Origin of the sequence: Cohnella faecalis (assembly GCF_003570905.1) — a bacterium.
Taxonomy (GTDB): domain Bacteria; phylum Bacillota; class Bacilli; order Paenibacillales; family Paenibacillaceae; genus Cohnella; species Cohnella faecalis.
In genome coordinates this window covers 1,535,469-1,557,220 of the sequence record NZ_QXJM01000039.1, presented here as the reverse complement: position 1 = coordinate 1,557,220, position 21,752 = coordinate 1,535,469, and the positions used below count along the sequence as shown (strand labels likewise).

Sequence of the window (21,752 nt, the reverse complement as noted above, 5' to 3'; positions counted from 1 at the left end):
CTTCCTTTGCCGTTTATTTCCCTACTATAGCTTAAGCTTGCGCATGAGCGGAACGCCGATACCGTTCAAAAGCCGCTCCAAAAGAGACCAACACCATCGTCTTCCAAGCGGCAAATGCCTGTCAAATACCGCAGAATATTCAATTTCGGCAATCGCCCCGCGATTTCGTTTGAATTGTGCTGCGCCTGCGCTCTCATGGAGCAAATGGCCGGTCTCGCGGGCTTGACGCATCAGGCAAGCCGACAGCATGCGGTATAGCCCGACGGATTGAGGCAGCGTCGTATCATAGCCGAACAAAGGCGTCGTCATAACTCCGGTGCGGCTAAAATATCCCATAACGGCGTCCAATCGCCCGTTTTTGCGCAGTCCGTACAGCGTCAGCGCGCCGGATCGCTTGGCCAAGCGGATAAACTCCTCATTGAATTGCGGATTGTCATATGAATATTTATCCAAATAGAGCATCGCGTACAATTCGACAATCCGTGATATATCATCGTCCGTTATGTCCCCCGCAGAAACAAACTCGTACCCGTTGTCGGAAAGCAGCTCGTAATCCCGCTTCAGAAGCCAGCGAGCTTTGGCATTCCCGAAAGTCGGATCGTTCGACCGGTACAAATAGATCTGTCGGCTGGGCACCAGCTTGCAGCCTTCAGCTCGCAGGTCGGCAATCATCTCCGCATGAAGCGAAGGACATAACGAACGGAACACGATCGCATGCTCGGGGAACGCCTCACGCACCGCGTTCAAAACGGCTTTGGCCTGTTCACCCGAAAGAGGGGGATACAGGTTCGTCGACAAAAGCCAGTTATTGATGTGTACAACTCGGTTCAAATGCGATCTTTTCATAAAATAACCTAACACATCGAGCAGCGCGGACAAGCTTTTTTCCATGACCGGGCGGTTCAATAACTCCAGCTCGCGCTTGGCATAGCGTATATAATGCGTGTACGGAGAGCAAACGTAGCAATTGTCGTACTCGCCGTCGTTGACCGTTATGGGCAGAATGAGATCGTCTATCCGCATAAGAAGCATTGTCGTTCTGACATTGCGGATGTACCGGTCGGTCCCTTCGCGCACGAGCGGCTCCAAATAAGCTCTCGCATAGCGGCCGTCCACCGAGTCCGGCCAATCGATCCGTTCGAGGTTGGCGCGTTCATAGAGGAAGATGCGAGTGCTCAATCTGCCATCTCCTTTCTACGCGTCTTAGCTTTCGAAGCCCCGGCTTATAAGAATAGGCTGCAAAAGCGAGATTCGGGATGCGGCAGTTTAACCTGCGCATCAGCGCTCCAATCGAAGCCGATACTTGCCGTTCAACCTCTTCCCGATCAGATTCGGCAGCAGTTAGAAGCTCGATTTCCAGCTCCTCTCCTCCCTGCTGAACAACCCGGTATTCTTCAATCGCCGGGGAAGCGGCAAGAATGGCGCGTGTCATATAATCGGGGAAAATCGGAGTAAGTCTCCCGTCCGCTGCGCTCTCCATATAAAAGATATCGTCGCACCGCCCTCGATCTGCTCGATCGCCGTAAAGACGGAGCCGCACGGACACGGCGTCGCGGCTTCCGTCAGCACATCGTTCAACCGATAACGGATAATAGGCTGCGTCGTGCGAGAGAAATCGGTAACGATTGGCACGAATTTGCGAGCGGATAGCTCCCCTTGAACATACTCCTTCTCAATATGGACGACATCCTCATTCAAATGCAGCGTTCCGTACCGGCACGTGCTTGCGAGGAATCCTTCCGTGCATTGATATACTTGATGCAACGGCAAGCCGAACGTCTCTTGGATCATTGCAGCGTCAATCGGATCGAGCACTTCGGCGACGGAAATGATTCGATGAGGAATCGTCGTCAATTGCCCCTCGCGCTTTTTCTCGGCGAGCATACGGAGCACGGACGGAGGCGCGGCCCATATTCCGGGCCGATAATCGTTCAGTCGCTCCACATGCCGCTCGATCGGCTCAAGCAGATCGAAATATTCAAACTGCAGCTTGCCGCTCCGAACGGATTCGTACAAATTGCTGTTCGCCCGAAGGAAGAAAGCGACTTTCTCAGCCTTCCACAGCGGACCCGGCAGCAGCTTCGCCAACATAGTGCCGGACCAAGCCGCCTGCTCGCGTTCGCTGACGAGAAACAAGCCGCGGCTCCCCGACGTTCCGGACGACAAGCCGACAGTGATATCTCCGATGCGCGGATGAAAATTACGGGAGCTTTCCGCTTTCAGCGCGACCTCCATCGCAGCCTCCTTTCGGATACCGGCCGTATTGAGACGATCGAAATGTTTCATCATCGCGGCTTTGTCGATTGCCGGAAACTGTCTCCACTGCGTAAGCGGCCGATCCCCCCACAGCTCCCTGTAATAAGGCGAGTTTGCTTGTACGTATCGAAGCTGCCGGAGCACTTGGCGTTCTTGCCAGCGCCCGAACGCCTCGCGATTGGACCACCTTCGCCCGTAACGGACGCGAATGTACTGCATTAGCAAAGCGGCAAGCCCCTTCACATTTGTTCCTCCCCCGTACGCTGCAGAAGCGCCTCTCCGCAATGGCTCGGTATGATTCGAATATGCGGATATTGCCGATGCAAAAGGCAAAGCCGCTCAAACGTATCCGCATAGTGTCTATGATCGGCCATGATGAGCCGGGCTGCCGCATGTGGCTTGCGGCGCTCTTGAAAAGCCCGGCTCGACCAAACCGCATCCGCACACAAAAAGTAATCGCTGGACGCCGTCGACAGAAACAATCCGATCTGCCCTGCCGCATGCCCCGGTACGTCAACCGCGATCAAGCTCCCGTCACCGAGCAGATCATAGCCCGTCAAAAATGGAAAATCGTTCGGCAGCCTGCATCTGTTTGCTTCTTCAATGAACAGAGATCGTTTCTCGAAATTTTCCGGAAGCAGTCCGGGCAGGTATCCGGCTTTGACGGAAGCGAATGAACCGAGATTTTTGACGGCGGCATACGCCTCTTTTTTATATAGAAAGCTGGCATGAGGAAAATCGCGTATGCCCGCTACGTGGTCGGCATGAAAATGGGACAGCACGACATATCGAATGTCTTCCGCTTCAATTCCTTGCCGCCGCAGTTGGTTAACGGCGCTATCTTTTTCGCTGAACGTTACGGGGGTCATCATCCGATACAATAATGCGGGGAACCGCTTCGTCTCGTCAAAAAAACGGGCCGAGTACCCGGTATCGAAAAGGATATAGCCGTGACGCGGATGCCGTATGACGGCAAATCCCGCCGGAAACGGAACGGGCTTCAGCGCGCCGCCGCGCAGCGTCAAAAATTCGGGATGCCGACAAAATCCTGCTGTCAACAATTGCAGCTCAACGAGCGCATCCGAAGCAACCGTCGCTGTCGCAGAGCCTCTCGGCATTATCGTTTGTGGTGTGTTCATCGTCATCTTAGTCACCGCCCTATCGAACTCCACCATTCGGCAAATGCCCGCAATCCTTCATGCAGACCGACTCGCGGAGCATATCCGAGCCGTTCGCGAGCCAACGTAATGTCCAGAGTCTGACTTCTGGACATTACGCCTATCGTGTAACGAGTCAACGCCGGCTCTCCCAACACCGGCAACATACGATGACTCCATTCCAATAAAGCCGCCGCGCCATAAGCAACCGGATAAGGAATAGTCCGTGTGCGGAGGCGGACTCCCATCATGGCGAACAGCTTCTCCAATACGTTGCGCAAAATGGCCGGCTCGCCGTTCGTTATGTTATAAGCTTGGCCGAGCGCCTCATGCGGCGCTTCCCAGCCAAGCAGCATCGCGTCTACGACGTTGTCAACGTACGTAAGATCAAGCCTAACGTTTCCTCCCTTGATAAGCGGAATCCCGCGCGAATCGTTCGCTCTCATGAGGCGCGGAAACAGCGCACGGTCGAGCGGACCGAATATGGCGCGCGGACGCAGAATGAGACCGGGCTGTCCGTCTGCGAACGCCTGGAAAGCAACCCGCTCCGCCAGCAGCTTGGTTGCCGCATACGCATTAATCGGCTTTGCCGGAAGCCGGTCATCCTCGCGAATGTCCAAGCGATCCCGATTGTCGAAATAGATGGTTGGCGTAGAAATATGAATGAACCGCCGCACCTCATGTTTCCGGCAGCCGGCGGCGACATGCTTAGTGCCGCCAACATTGACAGCTTCAAATTCTCGATACGGTCCCCAAGGCGAAGATAACGCTCCGCAATGAAAGACGACCTCTTGGCCTGCGCAAGCGCGAACGACGGACTCCTCATCGCGCAAATCAGCCTGAACGAATCGAACGCCCTGCTTTTCAAGACTTGCGCCGACAGACTCGCTTCGTCCCATTCCGGTTACATTCCATCCCATTCGATTTAATCTCAAGCAGACATGCTGCCCGAGAAATCCGGTAGCCCCGGTTACCAATGCGTTCGTCATGCATCACCGTTCCATTCGATATCGATCGTCGTTGCATGCACAAGCTTAATGCCGCGAGCACGGCTTGTCCGCCATGCGTCAATCAGAACGCGCAGCTGCTCGACGCTAGGCTGCATATCCTTACGGCTGAACACGACATCGCGAGCCGAACGAAACGCTTGGTGCCAGCTGCGCAGCTCGCGAAAGCTGCGAATGCCGCCGATACCGGAAGCAAACATCGCCGGAGCCAGCATAGCGCCGTTCGATGGCTTCGGCGTTAGAACGGCTCCGGACTCCCTCAGCTCTTGCGGCCGAAGAAACGCTTGCACAAGCCCGCCGTCCTCGCCAAAAAGGTGAACGCCGCTCGTTGCGCGCGGGTTGCATTCGAGCGCATACAGTCCGCCGTCTTCCTCTTCAATGAAATCGAAGGCGATTTGTCCCGTAAAACGGATTGCTTTTACAAGCTTTCGAACCCACTTTTGCGCAGCCTTATGTTCGAGCGGCTTAAAATAGACCGTCGCGCCTTGGCCGACGCGGTATTGGCACGGATATGCCGCATGTGCGATCAAATCCCCTTCGTAAGCGACGCTATAGGTGCAAATGTGCCGACCATAAACATGGCGCTGTGCGATCCACGGCGTTTTCGGGACGGCGGCGGATATTATATTTGACAGAACTTGTCTTCTTTTCGCATGGGAATGCTCTTTGGCCAGAAACAGCACCTGCGATGCGAAGCGCGAATACGCGGGCTTCAGAACGAGATCGTCGTTTAGCCGCTCAGCCTCGGCCAGAGCCTGCCATTCCTCGCGCGTCCGAATGAGCTTGGATTGCGGCGTCGTTAACCCGAGCCGCTCAGCCAGCAAGACAAACCTCCATTTGTCGTGCAGTTCCCCTAGCTGTTCGGTTGGAGCCGCCCATACCGTACAATGCCGGCGTAAACGATCTAGCCCTTTGGCTATGAAAAAAATTTCCTCGCAAGTCGGAATGATAACGTCGACCCGCTCGCTTGTTACGATCGATTCGATAGCGTCGAGATAAGACTTCGTATTCTCATTAGGAGGAGGAACTTGAAAGCTGCGCTCTACCGCCCGCGACACGCGGCATAAGTGGTAACGCGCGCTCTCCGCGACGAGCACCCGATGGCCTGCGGAATGGAAGGAACGCGCCAACTCAAGCGTGACCGGCGCTCGTCCTCCTGTGAGCAAAATCGTCAAGCGAATATCGTCGGAGAAGTGTTCAATAGTCAAGGATCATCCCTCCGAGCGACAGCCCGGCAGCCGTACCGATCAACAGCACCCGGTCGCCGCGTCGGACCTTCCCTTGGCTCACCGCTTCATGCAAGCCCATAGGAATCGAAGCGGCAATCGTATTGCCGTGGTTCGGAGTGATGTACACGAGCTGCTCTGCGGAAATGCCGAGCTTCTTTCTCATAAGCCTCATGGCCATTGCGCTTCCCTGATGCGGAATAACGGCTTGAAAATCGGCCATTCGGGAACCGGAAGGGGCCAGCAGTTCATCGACAAAGCCCGGAAGCAGCTTCGAGGCCATTTTGAAAATGGCTTCTCCGTTCATCCGAAATAGAAAGTCGGCTTCCGTCTCCGCATTATGCTCACGCGGATGTATGCGCGTACCGCCGCCGCGTATTTCCGACAGCCTCGCCCCATTGCTGTACGTTCGAATCGAAGCTCCGACGATGCCGGATTTGTCTTCTCCTGCGGAAGGACCGATGACGACGGCAGCCGCTCCGTCTCCGAACAATGCCGCGCTCTTTTTATCGTTCCAATTCAAGCCGACCGATGCGATCTCGGTCGATACGAGCAGCACATGACGGTAACGCCCCGCCTCTATTAAATAAGACATTATATCAAGACCAACAAGGAAGCTGATGCAAGTCGCATCGATGTCGAACGCGGGAACGCCGTACAGCTCTTCGCCAAGCGCCTGTTGGATCAAAGAGGCCGTGCTGGGCAGCGCCTGCTCTCTCGTCCCGCTCGTGCATACGAGACAGTCTATATCTGCAAGGCTTAGTCCCGCTTCCGCAAGAGCCGCCTTAGCCGCTCTCGCTCCCATATAGGATGCGGTTTCTTCGTCGCTTGCAAAATGGCGAACAGCAACATCGGTCATTTTGCGAACCCAGCCTCGCGGCGTCCCAAGACGCAGGTCCATTTCCTCATCTGTCACCATTCGACTAGGCATATATTTTCCGGTACCGAGTATTTTGACGCGCCTCGTCTTCATGACAATCCCTCCGCTTTCCGGCATACGATACAATCTCATTCTAAATGGACGGAAGAATCCTTAAACAGTACCGATTTTTTATAGTACCTCCCCCTATTTCGACAAAAAACGCGAACCTCCTTTTCCAGACTGCGAATGAAAAGAAAAACCTTGGCCGAGTGACGGGCACTCGATCAAGGTTTAAGGTTAAAGCAATGAGTATGGATCGGCTTTCGTTCCATACAAATCAAGCTTGTCGTTAAGCACATTGTAAGTCTCCATGCTCATTGCAGTGACTTTAATGATCGATACTATTTCGATATCTCGGGAAGTTAATGCAACATTTTATTAGCTAAGCTTTCTAAACACTTATGCTCTTCTTGAGAAGTACTCTAGATTGCTTTGATTCAGGAAACCATAATGGTTTTGATTGACTGATCGTACTATTATCCAAAGTACTTAATAAATTCGATACAAAAAAATTAAAAGACTGCTCTCCAGTATCGTACAGCCCAAATTCAGGCTCGATTTGCGTGCTACCGTTCCAATGCAGACCATAAAGCTGGCCATTCATACATAAAGATGTTAATGTTCGTCTTTGCAAATATTGTAGATCAGTTAGGTGTGTGTCTTGTAATCTCTTATTTCGATAGAACTCCGATATTCTAGTAAATAACCGTTGAGCAACTGTAACGGGGCCGATACTACGAAAATTTTGATAGCCAAATGAAAAAATTCCAAAGTAAACATAATCTGAAGTTTGGTCCATTATCTTTTGAACGGTAGACAGATTTTCTAAGGCATCCGTTAACTTCGCCCCCACGCTGAGACTGGTCTTCACTTCTATTACAGCTCTAACATATTGACTCGGGATAATCACAAAGTTAGAACTATTGAATACTAAAGGAGAGGCTTGATCATATATAATAATGTCTAATTGTTTACTGCAAGTTTCACCATCATTAGAGAGGATAAATCCGCTTGATACTACATATTTCTGAGGAATAAATCTTCTCAACACTTCTTGCAGAATGGCTTCTTTATGTGTTCCATCGGATATCCAATGAGCTTTTCCGATAATGTTCCTTACCCGATCTTTTGTAACCTCTAATTCCTTACTGAAACTCTGATAATAATGAGGCAAACTTCTCTCAATCGGCATTTTCAGAACCTCCGAACACCATTTTCAATACTACCCTTCTATCTCAAAATTCTCTTTCGCATAGGCAATTGCCGAGAATTGATAATCAACTTTAGCTACTACTAAATTTCTCCATAATACGACATAATCCTCCCTCCCAATTCCCTAATTTACTCGCAAGTTATGAACAGAGTGTGCATGGCCTATTACAAATTTTATTCCGCCAGCCTCGTTCATTGCCTTCGGATAAGTTCCGTATCGCAAAATGTAACTTAAAGTTCATGCTCCATTCATAATCCAATTGTAAAATTCGGATGTCGACTGTGTCGTACAAGCCGCCGGATTTCTGGGAGAGAGGCGTTGCGCGTCCATCGTGCTGCCTTTTGAAACAGAAATTTTTTTGCGCTTCTATTGATAATGATTATCATTGTCTGAGAGTCGCAATAATTTGTGGTTTTACAAGCTTTGTGAAGGCCATTGAAGCAAGGGGGAATGCCGACAACTGACGCGCCGATCTCGAGATCAGCCCTGCAACCGCCGTTTAACATCAACAAAAAAAGGAGTCTTACCATTGAAGCTATTGAAAAAAACATTCATGTTCGTATTAATTGCTGCCCTGCTGCTAAGCGCGCAGCATCTTGCGCCGGTATCGGCAAGCATTGAGCCCGGTACGGTTATTCCCGACGGTGAATATTCGCTGTCCTATCAATACGTTAAAGACGGCACGACGCAAGTGTCTGCGGCAAACGATTTCATGGTGCCCGACACGGGGAAACTCATTATCTCGGAGGGCAAAGCTTACTTTGAGCACGAGGTGTCGAAAGCCGATTATGCTACTTTTGCCTATCTAGGCTCCCGGAAAGCGGGTGCCGCCAAAGCCGTAATTACAACCGTTGGCGATGCGGAAACCGCTAACGGTCAAGACGGATACGAGCCTGTCGTTGTCCGTGACGCCGCTAATTCCAGCAATGTTGTCGTACGATTGACCATTGTGGATGTATGGAAAAAGCAGGACGTGCTGATGCATATTGACGACAAGGAAAACATCTATAATCTTCCTGTCCGTTACAATCATTGGTACAATGCTCAGCTTGAAATCTATACAACGAATATTACGCTGCCCCCTCTTCGGGCGGCGGCGATGGAAGCTCCGGAAGCGTGACGGTAACGCCAGCCGTGTTCGAAGAACGCTTATCCGCCGGTTACAGCTTATACGATGCCGCAGTGGAGGGCGATTTCGACGGCACCTATCCCGTCGGCTCCAAAGCGGCGCTGCACAGCAAGCTCCAGCTTGGGAAAAGCCTAGTCGAGGAATCTCCCGGCAACAGCGTTCTGCTGGATGCAGCCTACAAAATCGTAGACCAGGCCATTAAGACGTTTGAGGCTTCGCGTATAACTGTCGACAAATCCAGACTGAGCCAATGGCTCGCGACGGCATCGGCCTGGGTGACGGGCAAAGCCGACGGCGGAACCGCCGCATCCGGAATGCCAAGCTCAAACCATTCTTTCGCGGATGGCGAGTACACCCCCTTGATCTTCAAATCGCCTGCCATCGGCTATGAGGGTCCCGTTACTCAAGTCAAAAATCTGATTGTGGAAGCTCAAGCTGTCTTGGACAACGTGCAGGCAACCCAGGCGGCAGTGAACGCTATGTTAAACAAAGCGGTCTCAGGAAGCGACTGGGAGCTGTTTGAAGCTCAGCGTCTGAGCGCATACGATATTGAAATTATGGTGCTGGATTCGATCGGCGAGAATGCCCAAATTTCCCCGCACGCGAGCGATATTAGCCCGCATGCGGTCATGCTTCAGCAGCAAGGCCCCGATTATTATCAGGCTTATGCTAATTTCGTTTTTAATAACAGCAGTCAAACGTTGACCGACAGCTCAATCAGACAAGTGTCGGCTGCGGCTGCTACCGGCTTGTTCGGAAACAATTACACAAGTACGGTTGCGAGAATCGTCAACGTCAAAAAGAATGATCTGCCGAATTTGACGGGGACACCTCAGTACAAGTCGGTAATGGAGCAGGCTTACTCGGAGCAAGAGCAATTGACGCCGGAACCGGCTGAAAACCCGCTGATCGCGACTGTCAAAGTCTATCAGTCGATGGTCAGAAGCCAGAACCGCACCTATAAGCAAACCGATATGCTGTGGCAAGGACTATGGAAGCTGCAATACCCGCTGGAACTGCCGGAAGCTCAGAGGAAAACGGTATTTATCAGCTTTAACAAAGCCTATCTGGACGAGTTGAAATCATTGCTCGCCGAAGCCCGGCAACTGCGTAACAGCGCGTCGGAAGGATCCGGTGCGGGACAGCATTCCGCATATCAAATCGGGAAGCTCCAGGATGCCATCGACTTGGCCGATAAGACGGCAACATGGCTGGCTGCTCCTCGACCGCAAATTTTAACCGCGACGAATAGCTTGCAAGCCGCGATAGATGCCTTTGAAGCTTCAGCCTCGCGCAACGTTTATTTCTCGGCCGTCGACGCGACGAAGCCGGAATTTTCCCGAATGGAAACCTACTTTCAGAAGCCCGCTTTCGTTGCTACGAATGATGACGGCACCTTGAAGGTCACGTTGACGATTGTGGGAAGCTCGTCGGTTCCGGAATTTAAAGTGAAGAATGGCAACGAGTATGTGGAAGCGGCGACAGTCAGCGAGAACGGGGCGAACGATACGCGGGTTGTAGCCTTCACCGTCAACAGCTTGTCCGACTTGTTGGATGCCCAAGTTCGCACGGTTGTGCCAGCGGCAAACTATGATCGCACGCACAGCATCCGCCTGAACTTCAACAATGTCAACAATCAAGCGCTCTATGAGCTGCTTCAAACGGCAACGGCCGCCCATCAAGCCGCTGTTGTAGGCACAGAACCGGGCCAGTATCCGGCATTGGCCAAGACGGCTCTGGCAAACGCCATTGCGCTGGCCAACGAGGAAGCTGTCCGCCTGCCGGCCGAACAGTCGAATTCCGCTGCGGCCCAATTGCTGCTGAGCAGAGCGCTCGACACGTTCAAGGCTTCGTATAATCCGACGCCGGGTACGAATACGCCGGAGCCTGGCACCCCGAATCCAGGCACAGGCTCCGGAGCCGGATACCCGGCAGACGGATACCATCATATGAATTTCAGAATATTGAAGGATGGTTCGGACGCAGCATCCATGGCCTATGATTACGTGGTAAACCAGGCGCTTGTCGAGGTGCGGGGGAGCAGCCGGATCGTCAAGTTTGTCGTTAAGCAAAGCAATGAAATTAAGTATTTTACTATCGGCGGCAGCAGCGAAAGCGTCATCAGCCGGAATTCGGACAAAAACACGCGGGTCGTCTCCTTCTCGCTGCCCTCCTTGACAGGCAAGCTGAGCGGCACCGTCCGAATCGACTGGGACGCATTCAACTATCATCATACGTATGATGTTCAATTTCTGTTCAACGAAGCTTCGGCCGCTTCAGCCGGAAGCTCCCCTTCCGTTCCGGGCGCGGAGTCAAACGGCAATGTCGGGGTCGGCCCGGACAAAGTCGACGAATACAAGGGTGAGACTCCGCCTGTGGATGCGACTTCCGAGGAGAATGCACTACCGGGAGAAAACACTGCCGAGAGCGGCAGCGGCACCCCCTCGATCAAGTTCACGGACACATCCAGCCACTGGGCGCGCTCCAGCATCGAGCAGGCCATTAAGCTTGGCATTGTGAGCGGCTATGCAGATGGCAGCTTCCGGCCCAACAGCATGGTGACGCGCGGCGAATTCGCCGTCATGATCAGCCGGGCGCTGAATCTGGAAGGAGAAGGAGATACCGGCTCGCTGCAAGACTTCGGAAACATTCCAAGCTGGGCGCGGGCGCATGTGGCGCGTGCCGTAGCCCTGGGTATAATTGGCGGCTTCGAGGACGGCACCTTCCGCTCAGGCAGCCAATTGTCGCGCGCGCAGCTCGCAGTCATCATTGCCCGGGCGGCGCAACTGGAGCCGGATGCGAATGCGAAGCCGGACTTCGCGGATACGGTACAAATTCCGGCGTGGGCGCAAAAGGAAATCGCCGCCGCTGTCAAAGCGGGGCTAATTCAGGGCAAAGTCGGCAACAGGTTTGATCCGAATGCGACAGCTACCCGCGCCGAAGCGCTGACGCTCATTATCCGATTGCTCGAAAGGAACGGTTCACCCGTATAGGCAACCACACAATTGCATTGAAAAGCTCAACATCCTTCGGCCCCGCTTATAACGCGCGGGGTCGGAGGATGTTGTTTTTCTGCTCGGACGTAAAGCCGCTGTCCCGGTGGATCTGGCGGGATCGAACCGCTAGCCTCATTGCAGCCAGTTTTAATTGAAACTTGTTTTTGAACAATTGCATCCATCGACATAAATAGAGAATGGATTCGGACATGCGTACATTTTTAATAAACGGGGTATTTCATCCAACCGCTATGTGAGAATCGCACATAACGTAACAAGTGAATGGCTAGCACGAGGAGGAGATTTATCTCTGTTGCTTTACGGGTTGGACAAGAACCTAGATGTCCAACGATCTTTATCGGACAGAGCCGAATGATGCATATTCGACGAATCCCTCATCCGTTCTTGAACCTTTGCCTGGGCGTCGGAATGCCATGCACACAATCCCGAACGTAGAATTTCCTGTTTTGTGTCGATTCCGGCGCCACAGGTACGCCAGATTTTCGACATTCCGCCGGATTTGTCAATGGGAGGTCGATAGCAATGTCAGCTCAAAGCGTCCATATGAAACAATTCGAGGAAGCCAAAATACTCCATTATAAAGGAGTGGACGGAGACAAAAAAGCGGTAATAAAAGCAAACGAGATGCTCTTAAAGCTTCGTGAGGCGGAGCCTGATAATGCACAAATTGAAGCCTATTACGGAAGCACTCTCGTTCTATTAGGCCGGGATGCCGTGAAAGTTTTGGACAGAGCGGATAAAGCGGAAGAGGGATTGGACGCATTGAATAGGGCTGTTTCATTAGACTCAAACCATAAAGAAATTCGGTTGTTGCGCGGGAACATTTGTCTGAGGCTGCCGGAGTCCTTTTTCCATTGCTCGGAAACGGCGATCGAGGACTTCACCTTCTTGCTTGACCGCTATAAAGAGAATTCCGGCTACCTTACTCCAAAGCAAGTGCGCGAAGTACTGCGAAACCTGGCTGCAGCTTACCAAAATGCAGGAAAACCGGACAAAGCGGATACCGTCTTGCAGCGTATCGTTGAATTCGAACGGAAGAAAAAAGGATAAGAAAAGAGAGGAGGATAACCTTTGACATTCGATGAGAGACTCGACAAGATTAAATCGCTGTATAAGGAGGGCGCGAATGGTAACGCAGCAGCCGTACAGGAAGCGAATCGGCTGTCAGAGCGGCTGCGGCTCGATTACCCGGCCAGCCCTTCTGCGGAAGCTTACCATGGCAGCATCATGATTTTAATCGCTCGGGAAAAAACGAATCCGCTTGAACGGTTGAAATGGGCGAAAAACGGCTTAAAGCTTCTCGACAAAGCGGTAGCAGCCGCTCCAAACGACAGCAGGATCCGCTATCTCCGCGGCAAGTCCTCATACAGACTGCCAGAGAAGCATTTCCAACGCACGCGGACGGTCATTGAAGATTATTCCTTCCTGATCAATCAGGAGCTGCTTCAAGAGGGCCATCTCGGGGCTATGGGCGTTGACTACTCAAAGCTAACTTACGATCTTGGCGAGGCGTATCACAGAATCGGGCGGAACGAGGACACGGTCAGATGCTGGACCAAGCTGGAGCAACAGACAGAGGATCCGGAATTAAGGCAACTGCTTAGGCAAAAGCTGCAATCCTTGGAAGGCAAACCTGCGATTGAACACATCCAAGGCAACGAAAGCCTCAAATCGATCTTGTTAGAAAAAGCGGCTCATGCCACCGGCCATTTACTTCTCAAATTGGCGAAAAACGGGATGATAAAAGTTGCTCTCCCAATGGTTCCTAAGAAGGAAAATGAGAGGAAAAAGGAAGCTCGCAGTAAGCGTCACAAGAAGAATAAACAACACTAAAGCGACAAATCGGAAAGGAGGTGAGGAACATGTTATTAAAGGAAGTCCTCAAGGGAGTAAAGAAAGAGATCCTCAATCTCGCCGATGCTGCTTTGACAAGCGGCGCTGCCAATGTCGGCAAAGAACTTTCGAATATGAAGCGCGATGTAAATCAACCGAACGATATAAATCTAGGTGCGATTACCAGTGCCTTGAAGAGCGGTGTCCTAGTGACCGGCCAAGATTTGTTGACGAGGGGACTGGAACGCGTGGGAATCCCCCCGCAGGCCGTGAAATCGAAAGTGTCCGAGGTATCTAAAGAGGAATAATAAAGGAGTTCTGCACATAAAGGCCCTAGCCGTCAATCGGCTGAGGGCCTCTCGCTTTCATCCTCGCTAGCTTTTAAAGCGATATCCAGCAATTCCTCAATTGAGCGGGCGGAGCGGTTCCGTTTGATCAGCGCCGTGCCGATTTGGAGCGCGATCCGCTGTGCCCGTTCGCGGGCAGCGGCATCCTCAATGCGCTCGATGTCCGCGACGTGGATAAAACCATGGACGCGGCACACCATTTTCGCCCCGGCAAAGCCGATTGTGTCCTGCAGTAACCTTGCTACATACAAATCCTGATATCCTCGGGTCTTCGCCATCCGGTCGGCGGCATGCCCATTCCAAAGCTCGCGGAATTGAAGCTCGAATTGTGTCCATAAGTCGCTAACGGTGTCCAGCAGGTAGCGGCGGTAATCGATGCGCTCCTGCGCATCCGTGCTCCAACCCTCTTGGCCTGAATAGTTCAGCAGCAGATTGGCGATAACCGTCCCGATATCAAAGCCCATCGGACCGTAATAAGCAAATTCGGGATCAATGACCTTCATCGAATCAGGCTTGATGAAAATATTATCTGTATGCAAATCGCCATGCAGCAGAGCCTGTGCTTTCGTCAGAAATAGGTCCCGCAGCAGCGCGACCTCGAGATGCAGCTCCGTGTCGGCCCAAATGCGCTCAACAGCATCTCGGATATGAGGCTCGAATATGTTCATCCGGGACTTCTTATAAGGAGCGTCAAAGATGAGATCCTCGGTAATATTGCAAAGCTCCGGATTGATGAATGCTTTCACCCGCTGTTTCTTCTCTTGCAGATCCATGGCCAGGTCCGAGGTGAAGAACAACGTCCGCGCCAAGAATGATCCGATAAGTCCCCCGAAAAACGGATAACGGCCCCGATTCATCAGTCCGCGGCGCATGACGATGTGATCGCTCAAATCCTCCAAGACCAGCAACGCCAATTCCTGCTCGTACGCGTAAACTTTTGGCGACAGATCGGGACAAAGCTCATCTTGAATGCGCAAAGCTTCGTTTTCGATGCGTACTCTGTCCAGTGTCAAGGGAACCGATTCGCCGACTACTTTGACGTAAGGCAACGCCTGCTTCACAATTAAGCCCCGCCCCGATGCCGGGTCCGATATTTGAAACACATGGTTCAGATTGCCGTCTCCGATCTCCCGTGACGTAAGCTGCGCACCGGCTGGGAATACTCCCTCGATGCCGCGTGCATACTCGACCGCTTCCGCTTGTTTTAAGATATGGTAATATCCCAATTCCGCATCCCTCCGAATGTAGATTCCTATCTGGTCAAGTATCTATCGGTGATCACGGGCTTGAGCTGTTCCGTGAGAGCAAGGGCATATTTACGCGCTGCAATGCGGCGGCCTGGCGACAGCCCTCTAACAGCGTAAACTCGTTAATATATATTAATATGCTGAAAACATATTCAAAGTGACATGTTTGGTGCAATCGGTTAAAATCCCGAAAATGAAAAACGCAAGCCCTATTGTCCTATTCATAGCAAATCTGGACTTTGAAGCGACCCCAAGTATTCGTAATGAAAGATCCTCCCTGTTGTTCCAGCCGGTACCGGTCGAAGCCTATCTTTCTGCACAAGCATGCGGCAGTATTTAATGACAGTTTGTTTATGAAGCTCCAGCTCCCTTGCCGCTTCCGGCGGACGAACGATTCGATTGTGACGGATGGCGAAACGCATAAGCTGTCGTTCAATTTTGCAAAACGGACGTGAAACCAGGGCGTTCTGCTTTGTGACTGAAGCCAGATAGGGGCCAGCATATTCCGGAGTATGGCTCGTCGAAAGAGATCGCAATGACTTGATATTGTTGGGACTGTAGAAACAACCCACGGTTCAAATCCAGGCGATACTTCGAGCGGTCTTTGCCGTGCGATCCGTAATCCATGATTTCGAACGCACAGCGGTTTCCTCCCACATTCCACATAAAGTCCACAAAATAAGATCGCCCCCGCCGATCCAGATGCCATTGAATCCACTTTGCATGTTCGATTTCGAAGCTCAAACTAATCGCCTCCTGGATTAAAATAAAAAAGCCCCGATTAACCCTGCGCGGTGCAGGATCATCGGGGCGTGCTTCGCCTCTTTGAGTGAGTAAAATATCGTCTGCCGCCTTTTGTACGATCCTTCGTACAAAATGGCTTCAACCCCATCAAAACCAAGGTCACTTGTACGTTTAATCGTACAAACGTAACGAATTACCCTCATTGTTGCAAAAAAACAGCCCTACAAGGCTGCTCGTTGAATAGTTATGGTGGACCCTAGCGGGATCGAACCGCTGACCTCTTCGCTGCCAGCGAAGCGCTCTCCCAGCTGAGCTAAGGGCCGGGATAATGGCAATAAGTTAACGTTCCATCTTATCGCGACAAAAATTATCTTATCACAGCTCCAAGAGCGAAGTCAACAAAAAAATCATCCATGCGGTGAAGGGAGTTTTCGTCCGGTCGCGACCACGCCGTTGCCATTTACGATTCGGCGATACCAGGTCGAGCGTTGCCGGCGAAACAACTCCCCGCTTTAACCGCTAATGCCCGCCGTAGACTCTCTGACGAGCAGCTCGGCAGGAAAAATTTTGCGGGAGTGCTTGGTTTTCTTATAAATCAAATCGAAAAGAATTCGAATCGTCTCTTCCGCAATTTCCTCGACCGGCTGCCTGATCGTCGTGATGGACGGATTATAATAGTAGGAAATATCCAATCCGTCAAAGCCTGCAACCGAATAGTCCTCGGGAATCCGCTTGCCGGCTTCGAATATCGCTTTGCACGCGCCAATGGCCATGCTGTCGGCAATGGCGAAGATCGCCGTGAACTCCTCCTGCGACTCCAGCAGCTCCTTGGTAACCGCGTAACCGTTATCCATACTGTACCCTTCGATGTCTTCCTTCATGAAGCGCACCAGCCGCTCATTAACACTGACCCCGTTGTCCTCCAGCGCCTTCTTATACCCTCGTACCGCAATCGACCGATACTCACATCGTCCGTTGGCACCGTAATGGTCGCAATTTTTTTATGTCCTTGCTTGCATAAATAATCGACCATCCGGTAGCTTTCCTTGAAGTCGTCGACCACAACGGAGGAGAAGTTATTGAGCTCCGACTCCGCAGACATCCCCGTCGTACTAAGCACGAACGGTACAGTCAATTGATTAAGCTTGTCCACCGAATACGAAAAATGACCCCCGAGAAAAACAATTCCTTTGAGCCGTCTTTCTTTTTCCATTTCAATCGCGACTTCAATCTCGTCCTGCTTCTCGTCGACGCGCTGCAAAATTAACGAGTACTTCTTTCTTTGAATTTCTTGTTCGAACACTTTGATCATCGGGTTAAAGAAGGGGTTGGTAATCCCTTTGATCAGCACGGCAATCGTCTTGGAAGCGGAGAGCTTCAAATTTCTTGCGCTATTGTTCGGAATGTAATTGTTTTCCTTGATGACCTGCATAATCTTGGCTTTCGTCTCTTCATTAATATCGGGATGATTGTTTATCGCCCTGGAGACGGTAGTAACGCCCACCCCGCTCAGCTTAGCAATCTCAATTATCGTGATTCTTTCCACAATGGTTTTCCCCTCAGTCACTTTCTCGAATAACTAACGCTTATCATAACTCGAATTAATTGTCAATAATAGCAAAAAAGCAGGGCATTCCCCGGATCGCAAAGTCACCAAGAAATGAGCCCCGCTCTTTAACCTTTAACAGCTCCAGCGACAACGCCTTCGATAATGTACTTTTGGCAGAAGAAGTAGAAAATGACGATCGGCACAATAGCCAGTACCAGCATAGCCATCATGGCGCCCATATCGATCGAGCCGTATCCGCCCTTCAAATACTGGATCGCGATCGGGATCGTTTTGTACTCGCTGCCTATGACGAGGTACGGCAACAAGTAGTCGTTCCAGACCCACATGACATTCAAGATGGCTACCGTAACGGAAATCGGCTTCAGAATCGGCAGCACGACTTTGAAGAACGCCTGAATCGGGTTGCAGCCGTCGATCATAACCGCTTCTTCAATCTCGATAGGGATGGATTTGACGAAGCCCGTGAACAGGAACACCGCCAAGCCCGCGCCGAATCCGAGATAGATCAGAATGATTCCGTAGGGATTGTCGAGATGCAGCACGTTGACAACCTTGGTCATCGGGAACATGACCATTTGGAAAGGAACGATCATCGAGAATACGAATACATAGAACAGCAATTGGTTGAACTTCGATTTAACCCGGGTAATGTACCAAGCCGTCATCGACGTCAAGAAAACAATAACGAAAACCGAGCAAACGGTAATGAACACGGACATTCCGAACGCGTTCATAAATTTAATTTTCGCGATCCCGCTCACATAGTTGTCAAACTCTACGTAAGTCGTTTTGTTCGGAAACACGAACGGAGTATCGCTGATGTAGAACTTCCCTTTGAAGGAGTTCATAAAAATGATCAAAATCGGCGATATGAAGGCAAGCATGAGCAAAAACATAATGAAAAACGAGAAATTGCCTCTTGATTCTTTTGTATGCATTAATGCTCAATCTCCCTTCTTCTTGTAATAACAAGTTGTACCAAGGAGATTAACGCGACCAGTACAAAGAACACGACTGCCTTGGACTGAGCTACACCTTCAAACCCGGTTCTGCCATAGAAAGTGTTGTAAATATCAAGTGCCAACATCGTAGACTCTTTGGATGGAGCGCCAGCAGTTAGAGCCAAGTTTTGGTCGAAAAGCTTGAACGCGTTCGACAGCGTCAAGAACAAGCAAATCGTAATAGCAGGCATAATCAAAGGAATGGTAACCTTCCGCAAAGTCTGGAAACGAGAAGCGCCTTCGATTGTTGCCACTTCGAGCAAATCCTTCGAAATCCCTTGAATGCCCGCAATGTAGATAATCATCATATAACCGATTAATTGCCAGCTCGTCAGAATGACCAAGCCCCAGAAGCCGTATTTGGCGCTGAACGTCAAGGTAAGATCGTATTTGAACAAAATCCCGTTAAAAATCAACTGCCAAATGTAACCGAGCACGATACCGCCGATCAAATTGGGCATGAAGAATACCGTTCTAAACAGGTTCGTGCCTTTCTTCCCTTTGGTCAATACCATCGCAAAAATAAAGGCAATCAGATTAACGCTGATGACGGACACAAACGCATACTTAACGGTGAACCAAGATGCTTTCAAAAAATCGGTGTCTTCGAACACTCTCGAGTAATTGCTGAATCCTACCCATTTCGAGTCGTTGACCGTCGTAAAGTCGGTGAAGGACAAATATACGCCAAGAAGAAAGGGGACTAAAAATAGCGCTAAAAAAGTTAAGAGCGTCGGCAGCACGAAGAACGCAAAATACTTTTTAATCGACTTTTCCATTTGGTCTGCTCCCATGACTATTTTATGCCACTGTGCACCGTACGGCACGCAGTGGCATAAAATATTAATACTTCATATTATGGTGCTGTCTTATTGCTTGGATTTTGCCAATGCTTTTTCCGATTTCCAGCTGTCTTTTACGATTGTGGAAACTTGATCCCACGTTTTGCCGCCTTGAGCGTACTCAAGCAATGCAGCGCCGAATTTGTTTTTGAACTCTTCGCTTGGGAATGCAGCGAACGTCCAAGCTACGGAAGTCGTGCCTTGTTTAGCCATCCATGCAAGAACTTCTTTAGCTAGAGGATCTGCTGGTTTTTCGTTGTCGTTGATCGTGTTGAAAGGTGCGATGAAGCCGAGATCTTTGGAAACGTAGCTTTTGCCTTTTTCGCTGGAGAACAGCCATTCCAGGAACGCGATCGAAGCTTCTTGCTTCTCAGGAGATACTTTGCTGTTGATCGAGAAGAAGTTCTCGGTACCTACAGCAAGACCTTGGCTTTCTTCGCCTTGTACGCCGGTGTAGATCGGCAGGAACTTGATGTCTTCGGATTTTACAACGTTTCCGTCTACGCCGCTGATTTGTCCCCAAGCCCAGTTGCCGTTTTGAACCATTGCGGATTGGCCAAGCGCGAATTCAGCCATGGAATCCGTAACGGATTTAGCGCCAAGAAGAGCAGGTTTCGTTACAGAGTTGTTGATGTAGAGATCAAAAACGTTTTTGTAGTTCTCGCCGTATTTGAACTGAATTTCGTCAGCAGCCAGACCAGCCAGCACCGTGTTGTCGAATGCCGTGTTGTCTTTGAACTCGTAGTACAGCGGCAAGTTAGCCAAGTGGGACTGCCATCTCCATTGCTCGCCTGCGTTCAGGGAAGTGGAGGAGAATACGCCTTTGATGCCGAGTTGGTCTTTCTTAGCCGTCATGTCTTCAACGACTGCTTTGAGCGTAGCGAAGTTGTTGATTTCGGCAGCGGAATTGATTGTAACCGCTTTATCCGCAAGCGCGAAATATTTTTTCAGGATCGCGTCGTTGTAGATGATGCCGTAGCCTTCAACAGCGTAAGGAACGCCGTAGACGCCTTCGCCGCTTTTAACTGCCAAGCTTTTGTCCGTCAAGGAGTCGTACAGCTTCGTGCCTTTCAGGTCAGCCGTGTAGTCTTTCCAGTTCGCGTAACCGACCGGTCCGTTGATTTGGAAGATGGTAGGAGGATCGGATTTAGCGATTTCCGCACGGAGAGTCGGCTCGTAAGTACCGCTTGCAGCCGTTACGACTTTAACTTTAACGCCTGTTTCCGCTTCGTAATCTTTGGAAATTTTTTCGTAAACTTCAGCGATTTCCGGTTTGAAGTTCAAGAAGTAAATTTCGTCGACTTTAGGCGCAGCCGGAGAAGCCGATGGACTGCTTGTTGTCGATCCCGTTGGAGATGCGGACGGAGACGCGTTCTCCCCATTGTTCTTCTTGCTGCATGCAACGACCAGTACAGCGATCATCGAAATTACGAGCAAAAGACCCAAACTCTTTTTAAGCTTTGCCATTCCCTAATCCCCTCATTCTTTTTGATTTGTTGTTTTGAATGCGTTTACCGGAAACGTTTCCGGTACTTCAGTTGTAGCACATCGCACTATTTTTTACAACGGGTTTCTCCAGATCTTTTTTATATTTTGCAAGAAAATCCCTAAATTATGCAGCTAAAATAGAAAGAGCCCTTGACGCGGCCTGCTTGGCCAAGTAAAGGGCTAATGCTGCTATTCGCTTAGAAAAATAAAGCCCCGACGCCGTAAGCGGGCTTGTCTGTCCGAGCTTCGTCCAGCCGTACCGGCTACATCTTGTTCATCAAATTGTTCAATTCTTTCATGAACATATTGATGTCCTTGAATTGGCGATACACGGACGCGAAACGCACGTAGGCGATTTCGTCTACATGATAAAGCTGCTCCATGAGCAATTCCCCGATGATCCGGCTTTCCACTTCCGCTTGAGCGGTATTGCGCAATTCCCGTTCCACGTCGGAGACGAGAATTTCCAGTTGCCCGACGGAAATCGGCCGCTTCTCGCAAGCTCGCAGCAGTCCTCTCAACAGCTTGTCCCTGCTAAATTCTTCGCGGCTGCCGTCTTTTTTGATGACGATCAGAGGCGTTTCCTCCACGGTCTCGAACGTCGTAAAGCGGCGGGCGCATTTCTCGCATTCGCGGCGGCGGCGGATCGATTTGTTGTCGTTGGCTGGACGTGAATCCAGAACCTTCGTCCCGTTATAATCGCAGTATGGACATCTCATGGCTCGGCAAAAATCTCCCTTCGGCTCGCGTTCG

General features: G+C 50.9%; 19 protein-coding genes and 1 pseudogene. 5 read left to right on the top strand and 15 right to left on the bottom strand.

The features are described 5' to 3' along the window. Positions 1-24 precede the first annotated feature (24 nt). The 8 genes from D3H35_RS20255 to D3H35_RS20225 form a co-directional block, all read right to left on the bottom strand. On the bottom strand, positions 25-1,179 hold the full coding sequence (locus D3H35_RS20255) for a GNAT family N-acetyltransferase (protein ID WP_119150962.1): 1,155 nt from the start codon (positions 1,177-1,179) through the stop codon (positions 25-27). Then, positions 1,154-1,432, bottom strand: a complete 279-nt coding sequence (locus tag D3H35_RS34245) for a hypothetical protein (RefSeq protein WP_325050110.1) — start codon at positions 1,430-1,432, stop codon at positions 1,154-1,156. The genes D3H35_RS20255 and D3H35_RS34245 overlap by 26 nt, the downstream gene beginning before the upstream one ends. Beyond that, complete coding sequence (locus D3H35_RS20250; protein WP_325050109.1) at positions 1,429-2,499, bottom strand: F390 synthetase-related protein; 1,071 nt, start codon at positions 2,497-2,499, stop codon at positions 1,429-1,431. Before D3H35_RS20250 ends, D3H35_RS34245 begins: the two co-directional genes overlap by 4 nt. Continuing rightward, positions 2,496-3,401: an MBL fold metallo-hydrolase gene (locus D3H35_RS20245; protein ID WP_233568019.1), complete on the bottom strand. Its 906-nt coding sequence runs from the start codon at positions 3,399-3,401 to the stop codon at positions 2,496-2,498. The genes D3H35_RS20250 and D3H35_RS20245 overlap by 4 nt, the downstream gene beginning before the upstream one ends. Before the next feature lie 5 nt (positions 3,402-3,406). Further along, positions 3,407-4,402, bottom strand: coding sequence for an NAD-dependent epimerase/dehydratase family protein (locus D3H35_RS20240; RefSeq protein WP_119150961.1), 996 nt, complete (start codon positions 4,400-4,402; stop codon positions 3,407-3,409). Further along, positions 4,399-5,628 (bottom strand): ATP-grasp domain-containing protein, encoded by a 1,230-nt coding sequence (locus D3H35_RS20235; RefSeq protein WP_119150960.1) that lies wholly within the window; start codon positions 5,626-5,628, stop codon positions 4,399-4,401. Before D3H35_RS20235 ends, D3H35_RS20240 begins: the two co-directional genes overlap by 4 nt. Beyond that, positions 5,618-6,619 (bottom strand): beta-ketoacyl-ACP synthase III, encoded by a 1,002-nt coding sequence (locus tag D3H35_RS20230; protein WP_119150959.1) that lies wholly within the window; start codon positions 6,617-6,619, stop codon positions 5,618-5,620. Before D3H35_RS20230 ends, D3H35_RS20235 begins: the two co-directional genes overlap by 11 nt. A gap of 340 nt (positions 6,620-6,959) precedes the next feature. Further along, the gene (locus tag D3H35_RS20225) at positions 6,960-7,760 is read right to left on the bottom strand and encodes a DUF6602 domain-containing protein (RefSeq protein WP_119150958.1); all 801 of its coding nucleotides are present in this window, start codon (positions 7,758-7,760) and stop codon (positions 6,960-6,962) included. A 550-nt stretch (positions 7,761-8,310) separates the two neighbouring features. Here D3H35_RS20225 and D3H35_RS20220 point away from each other — a divergent pair. The 5 genes from D3H35_RS20220 to D3H35_RS20200 all read left to right on the top strand — a co-directional run bounded on the left by D3H35_RS20220 (position 8,311) and on the right by D3H35_RS20200 (position 14,068). Beyond that, positions 8,311-8,901 carry an NEAT domain-containing protein gene (locus D3H35_RS20220; RefSeq protein ID WP_119150957.1) on the top strand — a complete coding sequence of 197 codons (591 nt, stop codon included), beginning with the start codon at positions 8,311-8,313 and terminating at the stop codon, positions 8,899-8,901. Next, positions 8,898-11,903, top strand: coding sequence for an NEAT domain-containing protein (locus D3H35_RS20215; RefSeq protein WP_119150956.1), 3,006 nt, complete (start codon positions 8,898-8,900; stop codon positions 11,901-11,903). Before D3H35_RS20220 ends, D3H35_RS20215 begins: the two co-directional genes overlap by 4 nt. A 567-nt stretch (positions 11,904-12,470) precedes the next feature. Then, the gene (locus D3H35_RS20210; RefSeq protein WP_233568018.1) at positions 12,471-12,977 is read left to right on the top strand and encodes a tetratricopeptide repeat protein; all 507 of its coding nucleotides are present in this window, start codon (positions 12,471-12,473) and stop codon (positions 12,975-12,977) included. Positions 12,978-12,998: 21 nt separating this feature from the next. After that, on the top strand, positions 12,999-13,760 hold the full coding sequence (locus D3H35_RS20205) for a hypothetical protein (RefSeq protein WP_233568017.1): 762 nt from the start codon (positions 12,999-13,001) through the stop codon (positions 13,758-13,760). A 29-nt stretch (positions 13,761-13,789) separates the two neighbouring features. Continuing rightward, a complete protein-coding gene (locus tag D3H35_RS20200; RefSeq protein WP_119150954.1) occupies positions 13,790-14,068 on the top strand; it encodes a hypothetical protein in 279 nt (92 codons plus the stop codon). Between the two features lie 32 nt (positions 14,069-14,100). On the opposite strand, the gene mtnK is transcribed toward D3H35_RS20200, so the two are convergent. The 7 genes and pseudogenes from mtnK to nrdR all read right to left on the bottom strand — a co-directional run bounded on the left by mtnK (position 14,101) and on the right by nrdR (position 21,718). After that, entirely contained in the window at positions 14,101-15,333 is a 1,233-nt protein-coding gene (gene mtnK / locus D3H35_RS20195; protein ID WP_119150953.1) for an S-methyl-5-thioribose kinase, read from the bottom strand. A gap of 453 nt (positions 15,334-15,786) precedes the next feature. Beyond that, entirely contained in the window at positions 15,787-16,098 is a 312-nt protein-coding gene (locus D3H35_RS32660) for a hypothetical protein (RefSeq protein WP_233568016.1), read from the bottom strand. A 512-nt stretch (positions 16,099-16,610) separates the two neighbouring features. Beyond that, a pseudogene (locus D3H35_RS20180) lies at positions 16,611-17,602 on the bottom strand (LacI family DNA-binding transcriptional regulator). Positions 17,603-17,772: 170 nt separating this feature from the next. Then, positions 17,773-18,606: a carbohydrate ABC transporter permease gene (locus tag D3H35_RS20175; protein WP_119150952.1), complete on the bottom strand. Its 834-nt coding sequence runs from the start codon at positions 18,604-18,606 to the stop codon at positions 17,773-17,775. Next, on the bottom strand, positions 18,606-19,448 hold the full coding sequence (locus D3H35_RS20170; RefSeq protein ID WP_119150951.1) for a carbohydrate ABC transporter permease: 843 nt from the start codon (positions 19,446-19,448) through the stop codon (positions 18,606-18,608). Before D3H35_RS20170 ends, D3H35_RS20175 begins: the two co-directional genes overlap by 1 nt. A 90-nt stretch (positions 19,449-19,538) precedes the next feature. Next, on the bottom strand, positions 19,539-20,978 hold the full coding sequence (locus tag D3H35_RS20165; RefSeq protein ID WP_119150950.1) for an ABC transporter substrate-binding protein: 1,440 nt from the start codon (positions 20,976-20,978) through the stop codon (positions 19,539-19,541). A gap of 284 nt (positions 20,979-21,262) precedes the next feature. Beyond that, complete coding sequence (nrdR, locus tag D3H35_RS20160; RefSeq protein WP_119150949.1) at positions 21,263-21,718, bottom strand: transcriptional regulator NrdR; 456 nt, start codon at positions 21,716-21,718, stop codon at positions 21,263-21,265. Positions 21,719-21,752 lie beyond the last annotated feature (34 nt).

Bases quoted from the DNA above. Each gene is read 5' to 3' on its own strand.
- D3H35_RS34245 (WP_325050110.1), bottom strand. From the start codon at position 1,432: ATGACACGCGCCATTCTTGCCGCTTCCCCGGCGATTGAAGAATACCGG.
- D3H35_RS20245 (WP_233568019.1), bottom strand. From the start codon at position 3,401: ATGACGATGAACACACCACAAACGATAATGCCGAGAGGCTCTGCGACA.
- D3H35_RS20240 (WP_119150961.1), bottom strand. From the start codon at position 4,402: ATGACGAACGCATTGGTAACCGGGGCTACCGGATTTCTCGGGCAGCAT.
- D3H35_RS20230 (WP_119150959.1), bottom strand. From the start codon at position 6,619: ATGAAGACGAGGCGCGTCAAAATACTCGGTACCGGAAAATATATGCCT.
- D3H35_RS20225 (WP_119150958.1), bottom strand. From the start codon at position 7,760: ATGCCGATTGAGAGAAGTTTGCCTCATTATTATCAGAGTTTCAGTAAG.
- D3H35_RS20210 (WP_233568018.1), top strand. From the start codon at position 12,471: ATGAAACAATTCGAGGAAGCCAAAATACTCCATTATAAAGGAGTGGAC.
- D3H35_RS20200 (WP_119150954.1), top strand. From the start codon at position 13,790: ATGTTATTAAAGGAAGTCCTCAAGGGAGTAAAGAAAGAGATCCTCAAT.
- D3H35_RS20175 (WP_119150952.1), bottom strand. From the start codon at position 18,606: ATGCATACAAAAGAATCAAGAGGCAATTTCTCGTTTTTCATTATGTTT.
- D3H35_RS20170 (WP_119150951.1), bottom strand. From the start codon at position 19,448: ATGGAAAAGTCGATTAAAAAGTATTTTGCGTTCTTCGTGCTGCCGACG.
- D3H35_RS20165 (WP_119150950.1), bottom strand. From the start codon at position 20,978: ATGGCAAAGCTTAAAAAGAGTTTGGGTCTTTTGCTCGTAATTTCGATG.
- nrdR (WP_119150949.1), bottom strand. From the start codon at position 21,718: ATGAGATGTCCATACTGCGATTATAACGGGACGAAGGTTCTGGATTCA.